This window comes from Pedobacter ginsengisoli, assembly GCF_002736205.1.
In the GTDB taxonomy this organism is placed as follows: Bacteria; Bacteroidota; Bacteroidia; order Sphingobacteriales; family Sphingobacteriaceae; genus Pedobacter; species Pedobacter ginsengisoli_A.
Genome location: NZ_CP024091.1, coordinates 4,020,397 through 4,033,844, shown reverse-complemented (window position 1 = coordinate 4,033,844; position 13,448 = coordinate 4,020,397). Strand labels below are relative to the sequence as shown.

11 protein-coding genes are annotated in these 13,448 nt (G+C 33.6%); all 11 read left to right on the top strand.

Translation table 11 applies throughout. The features are described 5' to 3' along the window. Positions 1-45: 45 nt before the first annotated feature. The 11 genes from CPT03_RS16545 (at position 46) to CPT03_RS16495 (ending at position 13,411) form a co-directional block, all read left to right on the top strand. Positions 46-1,167, top strand: a complete 1,122-nt coding sequence (locus CPT03_RS16545; RefSeq protein WP_172954194.1) for a hypothetical protein — start codon at positions 46-48, stop codon at positions 1,165-1,167. A 17-nt stretch (positions 1,168-1,184) separates the two neighbouring features. Next, the gene (locus CPT03_RS16540) at positions 1,185-2,630 is read left to right on the top strand and encodes a hypothetical protein (protein WP_099439866.1); all 1,446 of its coding nucleotides are present in this window, start codon (positions 1,185-1,187) and stop codon (positions 2,628-2,630) included. A 236-nt stretch (positions 2,631-2,866) separates the two neighbouring features. After that, entirely contained in the window at positions 2,867-3,580 is a 714-nt protein-coding gene (locus CPT03_RS16535) for a hypothetical protein (RefSeq protein WP_157766474.1), read from the top strand. A 25-nt stretch (positions 3,581-3,605) separates the two neighbouring features. Next, entirely contained in the window at positions 3,606-4,943 is a 1,338-nt protein-coding gene (locus CPT03_RS16530) for a hypothetical protein (protein ID WP_099439864.1), read from the top strand. Positions 4,944-4,950: 7 nt separating this feature from the next. Beyond that, positions 4,951-7,071 carry a bi-domain-containing oxidoreductase gene (locus CPT03_RS16525; RefSeq protein WP_099439863.1) on the top strand — a complete coding sequence of 707 codons (2,121 nt, stop codon included), beginning with the start codon at positions 4,951-4,953 and terminating at the stop codon, positions 7,069-7,071. 36 nt (positions 7,072-7,107) lie between these two features. Further along, positions 7,108-8,199, top strand: coding sequence for a non-hydrolyzing UDP-N-acetylglucosamine 2-epimerase (gene wecB, locus CPT03_RS16520; RefSeq protein WP_099439862.1), 1,092 nt, complete (start codon positions 7,108-7,110; stop codon positions 8,197-8,199). Between the two features lie 170 nt (positions 8,200-8,369). Then, positions 8,370-9,794 (top strand): alginate lyase family protein, encoded by a 1,425-nt coding sequence (locus tag CPT03_RS16515; protein ID WP_172954193.1) that lies wholly within the window; start codon positions 8,370-8,372, stop codon positions 9,792-9,794. A 3-nt stretch (positions 9,795-9,797) separates the two neighbouring features. Beyond that, positions 9,798-10,967, top strand: coding sequence for a glycosyltransferase family 4 protein (locus CPT03_RS16510; protein ID WP_099439860.1), 1,170 nt, complete (start codon positions 9,798-9,800; stop codon positions 10,965-10,967). Beyond that, positions 10,964-11,911 carry an NAD-dependent epimerase/dehydratase family protein gene (locus CPT03_RS16505; RefSeq protein WP_099439859.1) on the top strand — a complete coding sequence of 316 codons (948 nt, stop codon included), beginning with the start codon at positions 10,964-10,966 and terminating at the stop codon, positions 11,909-11,911. The genes CPT03_RS16510 and CPT03_RS16505 overlap by 4 nt, the downstream gene beginning before the upstream one ends. A gap of 4 nt (positions 11,912-11,915) precedes the next feature. After that, entirely contained in the window at positions 11,916-12,860 is a 945-nt protein-coding gene (locus tag CPT03_RS16500) for an MraY family glycosyltransferase (RefSeq protein WP_099439858.1), read from the top strand. Continuing rightward, positions 12,860-13,411, top strand: a complete 552-nt coding sequence (locus CPT03_RS16495) for a transferase (RefSeq protein WP_099439857.1) — start codon at positions 12,860-12,862, stop codon at positions 13,409-13,411. Before CPT03_RS16500 ends, CPT03_RS16495 begins: the two co-directional genes overlap by 1 nt. Positions 13,412-13,448: the final 37 nt, after the last annotated feature.

Here is a 13,448-nt window from a genome sequence, read left to right as displayed (position 1 = left end):
TTTCTTATTTATAGTATATATTCGATAGCGTGTAATTATTCATATGTGTCAAGCCCGCTTGTTGATTATTTTTATGCAAAGGACTCTGTGCATTTTTACAATTACGCTTCGATGCTAGGAGAGTTGCCAACAATGTGGAATGTGATTTTGACTTCTTTCACTGATTTCGTCTGTGCAGATTGGAAAGCTTTTGCCTTAATTTCTGGAATGATTGCTTTTGTTACAAATCATATAGATGGGAACAGTATTATTGTTCAAAAATTAATCATTGTGTTTTTTTCATCAATGATTTTACCTTATGTTTTTATAATAGCCACTCATTATTTTGATAAAAGAAAAGCACTTTTTGTTACTTTATTATATGGCTTTCTTTCTTATTCTTTGTTCTACTCTGCCGTTTTAGTAAGAGACGTTCCTATTGGTTTTTGTTTTATATTATTGATCTATTTGTTTTACACAAAGCAAAGCTTAAGTAAAGTTCCATTATTTTTGGCTTTATCGGTAATAGTGTTTTTGTTCCGCCCGGAACATGGTATATTTTCATTGATATTCCTATTCGCTTATTTATATCTTTATTTAGAAGAAAATGATTCAAAATATAAGTTTGTTCTTGTCCTTCCAATTTTTTTACTGGCGATTTTAGCAATTAGTAATCAAATTGGAAATTTCTTCAATATGTTAAATACAACCTCAGATGTGTATCTTGGTTATTCAAAAGATGTCGCTTCAGGGGATTCTTTGGGTGCGTCTCTTTTGAAATTGCCTTGGGGGATTCGCCACATAGCTGCGGGACTGTTTTCACAAACGTTGCCTTTCCCATTTTATGTAGGTTTAGATAAGGAAGGATTAGGGTTTATTCCATTGAGTATAGCCGCTTTATTTTGGTTTTTTATTTGGGCCCAATTATTGCTACTTCTTTATTCCGCAAAGCTTAGAGCATTAATAGATAGAAGACTTTTTGTTCTTTTTATTATTGCACTCATCCTAATTCTTGGCGCTTCAGTAAACGCAGACACCAGAAGGATTATGGCGATCAATCCAATAATTTTGATAGCCAGTATGAATGTTTATTTGGGAGCTACTAAAACTATGAGATTAAATTTGGCTCTCTTAACATTATTTTTATATCTGTCACTACTTGGGATGTATTTTGTAATTAAGGGTTAACCACTTTGAAAAATAATATGAAAAAAATACTTTTATTATTGTGTAGCTTCTTTTTTATTGAATCTTCGTTTGCACAAAAAAGCAACTGGTACTATCCATGGAATAACCGTTTGGATAATCTCCAAAAAGTTAAGTTAAATGATGTTATTCCAGTCTTATTAAGTGGTTCCAATTATAGACTTCTAGCTGTAAATAATTTAAAGGGAAAAAGAGTTGAGGGCATAAATGTACTTTCAAAATTTGCAAGTGTGAAAATATACTATTTACCCCTTATGACGGACTATAAGAATAGAAATATTTTAGATAGAATGGTTCCGGTTGAGGGTTCTGAACTCCAACCTTATAACAAGACCCAATATTTTTTAGTTCGTTTTTATGGTGTAAAATATGGTAATGAGACTTTAAAGATTACGATAAATACAGACGAGGACTCTTGTATCCTAACTAAAGAAATCAAAGTATCTGATATTAAGTTTCAAAATCCATTAAGTTTGAATGTATGGGCGTATTTTGATTATAACTTCTTGACAAAGGGGAATAAATCAAAAATTGTTGATGATTTAATTAGCCATAACTCCAATGTGTTAGTTATCCCTCCAGGCTTATTCCCCGCTGTTGGGAATATTAGTGAAGCAGGGTTAAGTAAGTTAAGGGGGTATTTGAAGGGAACTAATAATAGATTTAAGTACTATTTACTGTACCTTGGTTATAATCAAAATACAAAGAGTGTTTTAACAAGTTCGTGGAAAGATAGTTTTCTTAAATGGAATAAAGTTGTATCCAATATATTCGCCGATCTGAATATCCCAGCTCAAAATGTTTTACTCTATCCTTATGATGAGCCAAAAGGCAATAGTGTAAAAACACTAAGCGAATTATATGATTGGTGTAGATCAGAGAATATTAATAATCCTTTTTTTGCAACAATAGGCAATTACGATGCGATTCCTTTAGCAAAGAAACTGGAGTATTTACAAGTATACTCTGGTAGCATGGAGTTCGTAAAAAAAATTAATGAGCTTAAAAAGCCTACTACCGCTCTTTGGTTGTATGAAATTCCAGCTGGTAGCCGGAATATAATGGCCTCCTTATATCAAAAGATTGGAATTAAGGCCTTTTCTTTAAACGCAATGGGTATAGGAGCATGGAATTATGCAGATGTTAATTCTGCCGTTGGCTCTCTTGGTCTAAAACAGTTTAGCGAGGGACGAGGTTCTTGGGATATTAGTACAAAAATCCCTACAAGCGATAATACATTGATATATAGAAAAGGTAATGAGATTTTTTCTAGCTTAAGGTGGGAGGCTCTAAGTTATGGAATGGAGGAATATGCATTTCTTAATATTTACAAATTGAATCACGGAGAAAATTTATCAAATTCCCTTGTAAATAAATTGCTATCTGGAGCGATTGATGCTAAGGAATGGGAATCTATTAAATACCAGGTTTTAATTGGATTCTAGATGACGGATAAGAGGATATTGTTAGTCGGAACAATGCCACCTCCATTGGGGGGGTGACTGTTCATTTGTCAAGACTTGTTTATACATTGCTAAATAAGGAGGTTCCATGTGACTTTTTTGATTATAAAAAGGAGAAGTTGAGGGAAGCTTTCAGTAAGATAATAAAAGCAAAAATAATTCATACTCACTTTAGCAATAAAATAGTTAGACTTTTAACTACATTTTTATTTAGATGTATGAATAAGAAAGTCATAATAACTTTTCACGGAAAATATTCATTTAATAGTTTCTTTGATGTTATGACTCTTAAATTTTCATCTTGCAATTTAGTATTAAACGATTATAGCTACAGAAATGCTCTAAAAAAAATTAATAGCCGAAATAAAGTACAACTTATATCAGCATTTATCCCACCAATGGAAAGCGAGTATGAACTTTCAAATAAGATAAATGAACTACTTTGCCTTAAAATAAATGAGAAGGATATAATAGCTTGCACCAATGCTCATAATTATGTGCTTGATGAGAATGGAAATGATTTATATGGGATCGATTTTTTGCTCAATATTTTCGTGACAATACCTAATTCATGTCTTTTAATTTCAGATCCATCGGGAAAATTAAAGGAACAGTATTCAGCTTTTGCTTCTAGCGACAATATTCTATTTATTTCTGAACCTCATTCTTTTGTAGAAATAATAAAAAAGTCAAATGTATTTATAAGGGCAACAACATCTGATGGAGATTCGTTATCGGTTAAGGAAGCATTATATTTAAATACAAAGGTAATAGCTTCTGATTGTGTAGATCGCCCAGAAGGTTGTTTTATTTACGTAAATTCAAGTAAAGAATCTTTTTTAGATTGTCTATATGAAAATAAAAATCGAATGCCTGTTTTTATTCAAAATAGTGCAGATCAGGTAATGGAATTATATAAGACCATACATTAATATTTAATGATTATAAATCCCAATAATGAGCATAGCCGTTTTTCTTAAAGAAAATTTAAGATGTATCCCACCCAGTATAGGAATGCTGGTTAATAAAATTCCTTATTCGTTAAGGCCGGGACTTGCCACTATTTATAAAAAGAGAGCAGTAGAAATAAAGAAGTTTGAGAGACTTTCAGCAAGGGAAAAGCAGACCTTTATATTGAATAGAATAAAAGATTTAACGGAATTTAGCTATTCTAATACCAAGTTTTATAAAAATTACTATGATAGTAAAGGATTTCACCCTAGTAAATTGAAATTATTTGATGATATTCAAAAAATACCTCTAACATCAAAATCAATATTAAATGAATATGACATTGAAGACAGAAGTTCATACGTTTCAGATAAATATATTGTGAATACTGGTGGATCCTCTGGTACTCCCTTTAGTTTTTACATACAACCAAGTTCAATGGGTCATGAATGGGCCCATATGCATCATGTATGGGGCAAGTTAAATTATAAAGTGTCTGATTTTAAATTGATGTTTGGAGGAAGAAGTGATTTAAGGAAAGCGATCGAATATGATGTTGTTAGGAATCATTTTGCGGTCGATATATATGCGGAGTACAAATTGGTTGCAGATCAACTAAAAAGAATTCTAAAAAAACATACAATTAGCTATCTCCATGGCTATCCTAGTTCAATTTATGATTTTGCTATTTATTGTAAAAATGAAAATAATGAACTTGGAGCCTTGTTAAAAAAAGGACTTAGGGGGGTTTTTTTGGGCTCTGAATATCCTCATGAGCATTATAGAGCAATTATTGAAGAAATTTTTAATGTTAAGACCATCTCTTGGTATGGACATACTGAAAGGGCAATTTTAGCTTATGAGAAAGAGGAACGATTTAAGTACGAGCCTTTTGGAACTTATGGTTTTTCAGAAGCTCTAAACTCAGAGGAAAATGATTATCGGTTAATTGCCACAAGTTATTATAATTTTGCTTCACCTTTAATAAGGTATGATACAGGAGATAGAATATCGGAAATTGAAACGGATGAAGGAATTCTTAATAGTTTCAAAATAACAAAAGGCAGAGAAGGAGAATTCATATTGGATAATAATGGTAAAATGATTAATCTCACAGGATTGATATTTGGAAGACATCACGAAATTTTTAATTATTCAAAATTTATTCAAGTAAAACAAATCTCAGTAGGAAAGATTGAAATTCATTTTGTTTCTGATTCAATTGAGGTAGATGAAGCCAGTAAATTTTTTGACGAAAGGAATCTGAATCTAGAAATAACTTATGTAAAGCGAGATCAACCATATAGAACAAGTTCAGGCAAGACCGCTTTACTTATTAAATAATAACATAATGAAACAAATTATTCAGGATCTCAAGAACGGAAATACTATTTTAGAAGAAGTACCTGCGCCAGTTGTTAAGGCTGGTCAAGTGTTGATCCAAACTACAAGAAGCTTAGTCTCATTAGGGACCGAGAGAATGTTAGTTGAATTTGGAAAAGCTAATTTTTTACAGAAAGCCCGCCAGCAACCTGATAAGGTAAAGCAGGTTCTAGATAAGGTAAAAACCGATGGGTTAAAACCAACTCTCGATGCTGTTTTCAATAAGCTTGGGCAGCCTTTACCTTTAGGTTATTGTAATGTCGGAAAAGTCATTGCGGTTGGTAAAGGAGTTAGTGACTTTAAAGTGGGTGATCGAGTGGCTTCTAACGGAAACCATGCGGAATATGTTTCAATACCACAGAACTTAGTTGCAAAAATTCCGGATGATGTTTCAGATGATGAGGCGGCATTCACTGTTATAGGCGCGATAGGTTTGCAAGGTATCCGTTTGGCAAACCCTACCCTAGGAGAAACCTTTGTTGTTGTTGGGCTGGGGCTAATTGGCCTTTTAACAGCACAGCTTTTAATAGCAAATGGATGTACTGTTATTGGCTTTGATTTTGATCCTCAAAAAATCACTTTGGCTAAAAGCCTTGGAATTACTGCAGTAAATCCTGCCGATGGTAATGATCAGGTTCAATTTGTTGAATCATTTACAAATGGAATTGGAGCCGATGGTGTTATCATAACAGCTTCAAATAAGGGCAATGAAATAATTGCTCAATCTGCAAAGATGTCTAGAAAACGTGGACGTATAATACTAGTTGGTGTTGTTGGTTTGGATATTAGTAGGGCAGATTTTTATGAAAAAGAATTAACCTTCCAAGTTTCTTGCTCCTATGGTCCAGGTAGGTATGATGAAGATTATGAACAGAAAGGGCGCGACTATCCTCTAGCATTTGTTCGGTGGACTGAAAAAAGAAATTTTGAAGCAGTTCTACAGTCCATCAGTAAGAAAAATATTAACGTACTTCCGTTAATCACTGAACATGTTGACTTGAGTGATTTTGAGAATATCTATGGCAATATGTCTGGTTCTAAATCGATAGCTTCTATTCTTGTTTATGAGAATAAAGAACAGGAACCAGAAAGAGTAATAACATATGATAGCAAACAGTTTTCAGGAAGTAATGGGGTTGTAGGTATTATTGGAGCTGGTAATTTTACAAGTGCAATGATATTGCCATCTTTGAAAAAGACGACTGCTCTAGTTAAGTATATCGCAAGCTCTGGAGGACTATCTGGAACAACACTAGCCAAGAAATTTGGTGTTTCAAATTCGACGACTGATTACAGTAATCTGTTAACAGATAAGGATGTTGATTTAATTCTCATTACAACTCGCCACAATTTGCATGCAAAGATGGTGATTGAATCATTAAAAGCTAATAAGCATGTTTTTGTTGAAAAGCCTCTCGCGTTAAATTCTGAAGAACTGCAAATGATATTGAGTACCTATGAATTGACAGATAAAACTATAAATGTCGGATTCAATCGAAGGTTTGCCCCCTTAGCAATTAAAATGAAGTCTTTATTGGGAAATGAAGCCACCCCAATAAATATTATAGCCACAATGAATGCAGGGGCTATACCGGCAAATGCATGGGTGCATGATATGTTAGTCGGAGGCGGAAGGATTATTGGCGAGGCATGTCATTTTATTGACTTATGTACGTTTCTAGCCGGATCAAAGGTGAAGTCAGTTTGCATGAATTCAATGGGTATTAGTCCTAGTGAGGAAACTGATAATGCATCAATTCTTCTAAAATATGAAAATGGGACAAATGCAGTAATAAATTACTTCTCTAATGGGAGTAAATCATATTCAAAGGAACGATTGGAAATTTACAGTCAAGAGCGGACTCTGGTAATGGATAATTGGAGAAAGCTTCAGGGATTTGGGTTTAAAGGATTTTCATCTGAAACATCAGGTCAGGATAAAGGGCATTTGAATCAGTTCAAGGTTTTAATGGAAAGTGTCAGAGGTGGTGGGAAGCCTATCATTGAAATGGAGGAAATAATTAACACAACATTAGCCAGTTTTGCCGCAATAGAAAGTATGAAAACTGGAAGTTGGATTAATATATAGAAATTATATTTCATAATAAAAACATTTATAAAAAGTATGCTTATAGACATTATTGCGGGGGCTAGGCCTAATTTTATGAAAATTGCTCCAATTATAGCGTCAATTCGAGACGCAATGGAAGCAGGAAACGATATTTCTTTTCGCTTAATCCATACTGGACAACACTATGATAAGAAAATGTCTGGTGACTTTTTTGAGCAATTGGGAATTCCGGAGCCTGAAATTAATCTTGGAGCAGGAGGAGGCACACAAGCAGAACAAACAGCCTCTATCATGGTCGGTTATGAAAAGCTTTTATTAGAAAATAGGTCTAGTTTGTGCCTTGTAGTGGGGGATGTTACTTCTACAATGGCATGTGCAATTACCGCTCAAAAACTACATGTAAAAGTAGCACATGTTGAGGCAGGAATCCGATCAGGCGATTGGACAATGCCAGAAGAGATTAATCGTATGGTAACGGATAGCATTACTAATTATTTCTTCACTACTACTGAAATTGCTAATGAAAGTCTCAGGAGAACTGGTGTAACCGATGATCGTATTTTTTTTGTTGGGAATACAATGATTGATACTTTGCTGAAGAATAGGGCTAAATTTATTAAGCCAAATATTTGGACAGACTTGAATCTTAATGAACAGAAGTATATCGTAATGACTCTGCATCGGCCTGCAAATGTTGATGAAGAAGGAAAGCTTAAAAAACTTATTCACGAAATAATCGATAATAGTGAAGACCTTCCTTTGATTTTTCCTGTACATCCTCGGACTGCCAAGATGCTGGAAGGTCTTGGAATTAGCCATGATCGATTACATATGATCGAACCATTAGGGTATTTGGAATTTAATTATCTAGTTGAACGGGCAAAAGCAGTAGTAACTGATTCAGGGGGTATCACGGAAGAAACTACCGTCATGGGTATTCCATGCATGACTTTAAGGGATAATACTGAGCGGCCCGAAACAATTACAATTGGCACTAATGAATTGCTCGGAACAGATCCAAGATCCATAAAACCAGCTATGACCAAATTGTTCTCTGGGGAATGGAAAAAGGGAGCAATACCAGAGTTATGGGATGGTAAAACTGCTGATAGAATTGTGCAACATCTATTAAAAATAAAAGCCTAGTTTTTATTTAGATGATTAGTAGATTCAGATTATTATTTGATACTGTAAGACATTTAAAACTTGTTCAAATATATTATCAGGTTTTTTATCGCTTAAAAAAGAGAAGGAACTTGAATTATTACAATTCTAGTTCTAAGGGTGACTCTTATTTTAATCGGTTGTCTTTTAGTTTGAAAAATTCTCCAGGAGGATTTGCTAGTGACGATAGGGCTTTTAATTTCCTTAATCTATCCCAAGACTTCCACGACAAAATTGACTGGAATTATCAAGGATACGGTAAGCTTTGGAATTATAATCTTCAATATTTTAATTATTTAAATCATGATGATTTAAGTGTAGAAAGTAAAAATGATTGGCTTTTAAATATAACAGACTGGCTTAACGATGGACGTTTAAAGCTAGAACCCTATCCGGTTTCACTAAGAATTATGAATATGATTCATTATTGTTCTTTTGAAAATAGACAAGATTCTATAATCGTTGATTCAATTTATAGGCAAACAAAATATCTTAGTAGACATCTTGAATATCATTTATTAGGTAATCATTTATTAGAGAATGGTTTTGCGTTGATTATGAGTGGGTATGCTTTTGATGAGAAAGATTGGAAAGTAAAAGCTGAAAGTATTCTATTTAAAGAGTTAGAAGAGCAAATATTAGATGATGGAGGTCATTTTGAATTAAGCCCAATGTATCATCAAATTATATTGTTTCGGGTTCTTGAACTATGTGATTGGTATACTAAAGTAGAGGGACAGAATCCTGTGTTTTTAGCATTCGTACAGCAAAAGGCTATTAAAATGTTGAATTGGTTAAAAAATATGACTTTTTTGAACGGAGATATACCACACTTTAATGATAGTGCGACTGGAATAGCATTGAGTTCAAATATACTTTTTGATTACGGAAATAGATTGGGGTTTTCCCAAGCCCTGATTCAAGATTTAAGCGAGTCAGGATATAGAAAATTCAGCTCCAATACTTATGAATGTGTTGTTGATGTAGCCCCCATAGGTCCTTCATATCAACCCGGTCATAGTCATGCTGATGCCTTATCTTTTGTATTGTATGGAAATAAAAAGCCATTTATTGTTGATACAGGGACATCCACTTATCAAATAGGAAATATTAGAAGTTGGGAGAGATCAACTGAGGCTCATAATACGGTTGTTATAGACGCTACTAATCAATCAGAAGTCTGGGGAGGTTTTAGAGTTGGTAAGCGTGCCAAGGTGAAGATCATAGCAGAAGACCATAAACAGTTAATTGCCGAGCATGATGGTTATCGCCATAACTTTAAGACGCTGCATAAAAGATCATTTGCCTTTGCAGGGAATAAGATCGAGATTTTGGATGAGATTGGATCCTGTAGTGGCATTTTGGCATTTCATTTCCACCCATATTGTATAGTGCAGCTTTTGAATGAAAAATCGATTAAAATAGAAGGGATTGGGGAAATTACTTTAGAAAATGCCGAAAGCCTTTCATTGATTCAATATGAATATGCGAATGGTTACAATAATTATTTAAAGGCCAGTAAACTTATCGTGAATTTTAAGAATAATGTTAAAACCACTATTCATTTTAATTATTAAATAATGAAAAAGTTATTATACTTTAGCTTCTATTTTGAACCGGACTTATGCGCAGGGTCATTTAGGAATTCCCCCTTGGCGAAAGAACTTGCAAATCAGATAGAAGGTAAAGCGGAAATAGATGTAATTACTACTTTACCAAATCGTTATGGTACATTTGATGCTTCAGCGCCTGCTTTTGAGGATCGTGGTAATATCAAAATTTATAGGATCCTTATCCCTAAGCACAAAAGTGGATTCATGGATCAGATAAATTCTTTCAAAACGTATTTTATTGAGGCAAACCGATTAATCAAGGACAAGAAATACGATATGGTGTTTTCATCATCTTCACGCTTATTTACTGCATATTTAGGATATAGATTTGCTAAAAGGCAGGGTATTCCGTTGTATCTGGATATTAGAGACATATTTATTGATACGATGAAAGATGTTTTGAAAAATCCAATATTGAAGGCAGGTGTGATGCCTGTTCTTAAAATTATAGAAAGAAAAGTGTTTTCGTATGCAACCCATATCAATTTAATATCTGGCGGGTTTAAATCATATTTTGAAAAATTCAAACAACCTAAGTATTCGTATTTTTCAAATGGAATTGATCCTGAGTTTCTAAATCTGGCTGCAACAAGTGCTAAAGATCGTCCGTATAAACTCATTACCTATGCTGGTAATTTAGGTGAAGGACAAGGTTTACATATTATAGTACCTCCGGCAGCAAAAGCTTTAGGTGAAGGTTACCGCTTTCTAATTATAGGTGATGGAGGGGTTAAGCAAAAGTTAATTGATGAAATTGAACGTCTTCAATTGACAAATGTAGAGATAAGGAAGCCGGTGCCTCGAAAAGAATTATTAGAGATTTACGATGATTCTGATTTTTTGTTTTTACATCTTAATGATTACGACGCATTTAAGAAAGTTCTTCCATCTAAAATTTTCGAATTAGGAGCTTACGATAAACCGATTATTGCGGGTGTTGCTGGTTTCGCTAATCAATTTATCGATGAGAATATTCCTAATCGTATTCTTTTTTTACCGGGACAAGTTGATGAGATGGTTAGGCAGTTGGGGGAATATAAATATCATACGGCTTTTAGAAATGAATTTAAGGCTAAATTTAAGCGTGATGTAATAAACACCCAGATGGCTAAATCAATAATAGAGAATTTGCCATGAGTAATATATTAATTTCTGGAATTAAGGGTTTCGTAGGGTCAAATTTATCATCGTATCTTAAAAATAATAAATACGTTGTATCAGGTTTAGGCAGAAGACAGCTGGATCAAAATTTAAAGGATTATTCTGAATTTACATGGGATGACCTTTCTTTGATTAAAGAGAAAGAGTTCTGTGCTATTATTCATCTTGCAGGAAAGGCACACGATCTTAAAAAGACGGCAAATGATGATGAGTATTTTAAAGTAAATACTGACCTAACGAAATTGTTATTTGATCTTTTCCTTCAGAGTGAGATTAAGGATTTCATCTACTTTAGTAGTGTTAAAGCTGTAGCTGATAAAGTTGACGGAATTTTGAAAGAAGATGTGATACCATCACCTTATACTCCTTATGGTCAGTCAAAACTACAAGCAGAATCTTATTTATTAAGTAAGTCGTTGCCTGCGGAGAAAAGACTTTTTATAATTAGACCTTGTATGATTCATGGGCCAGGAAATAAGGGGAATCTTAACTTGCTTTATAAAGTGGTGAAGAAGGGAATACCATATCCACTTGCAGGATTTGAGAATCAGCGGTCTTTTTTGTCTATTCATAATCTTAATTTTATTATCGAAAAAGTAATTTCGAACCAGGATATAGCTGGTGGCATTTATAATGTTGCAGATGATGAAGCTTTATCTACTAATGATGTGATTAAGATAATTGCAGATGCTGATGGTAAAGAAGCAAGGCTTTGGAAAATAAATTCCGGAATTATTAAGACTTTCGCGTCGATAGGAGACAAATTAGGCCTTCCATTGAATTCAGAAAGGCTAAAGAAACTTACGGAAAGCTATGTAGTATCTAACGATAAGATTAAGCATGCGTTGAAAATTGAAAATTTACCTACATCCTCCAGAGAAGGACTTTTAACAACTATAAAAAGTTTCCGTTCAAGTTAAGATTATGCTTTACATTTTTATTTTTATTTTTTTGTTCCTATCTATGTTGATCTACTTCAAGATTGCGGACAAGTTCAATATCATAGACAAGCCGAATGAAAGAAGCTCGCATACTAAAACGACTATAAGAGGTGGTGGTATAATTTTTCTAATATCTATAATAGTATCTGGTATTCTAGAACAAGAATACCAGGTTCCGGTAATTGGAGCAACTATTATTGGTGGTATAAGTTTTTTAGATGATCGTATTACCCTTTCTAGCAGAATTAGGGTTTTGTTTCATTTGGTTGCAGTAACATTAATGTTTTATTTCTTGCCTGTGTTTGGAATTATACACTGGTGGGGAGTTGTAATACTTTATGTTCTTGTTATAGGTGTAATTAATGCTTATAATTTTATGGATGGAATAAATGGAATAACCGGACTGTATAGCGTGGTTATTTTAGGGGGATTGCAGTATGTAAATTTATATAAAACCTCTTTTGTGACTCCAGATGTAATTTGGCTTCCAATGATTTCTTGCCTAGTCTTTCTCTATTTCAATTTCAGAAAAAAAGCAAAATGCTTTGCTGGTGATGTTGGAAGTGTAACAATGGCCTTTTGGATTATTATGCTAATACTCCAACTCATGATAAAAACAAACAACTACTTGTATATTTTGTTTTTAGCGGTATATGGTGTAGATGCGGTATTAACAATCATACACAGACTAGTTTTAAAACAGAATATTTTTGAGGCACATCGCCTGCACTTTTATCAAATACTGGCCAATGATCAAAAAGTACCTCATTTAGTTGTTTCTTCAATATATGGAGTATTGCAATTATTGATAATCGCATTGATAATTTCAGGAGGACTAAATTTTTATGTTTTGGGAGGGATAGTTTTAATTCCTTTGATCTTGATTTATATAGTAATGAAACCAAAATTGATGCTTAAAACAGCTTAATGGAAAAATCTTATGTAATATATGGAGCGGGTGGACATGCTAAGGTTATTGTTGATTTAATACTAGAGCATAATGGTACGGTTGAATGTGTTTTTGATGATAATGTAGAAGAGAATGCAACGTTCATGAGTATCCCGGTTTTAAAATATGACCCTGAATTATATAAGCATTCAAAAATGATTATTGCTATTGGAGATAATAACGTTCGCAGATTGCTAGCTCATAAATTGAAACACAATTTTGCAACCATAATTCATCCTAAGGCATCAGTCTCAGAGTTTGCTTTAATCGGCAGAGGAACCGTTGTTCTTGCTAATGCCGTAGTGCAAGCAGAAGTAAGTATTGGGGATCATAGTATCGTAAATATAGGTGCATGTGTAGATCATGAAGTTAGTATTTCAGATTTTGTACATATTGGTCCTCTGGCTTATATTGGAGGAGCTGCTTTGATAAAAAATGGAGTAAAAATTGATCCGGGTGTAATTGTATTGAGGAACACAGAAATTGCGGAAAACAGCCACATAACGCCTCTTTCGTTAGTGAAAGAATAACCATTTGCTTGCAAATAACAATATACCTATTTTTGGG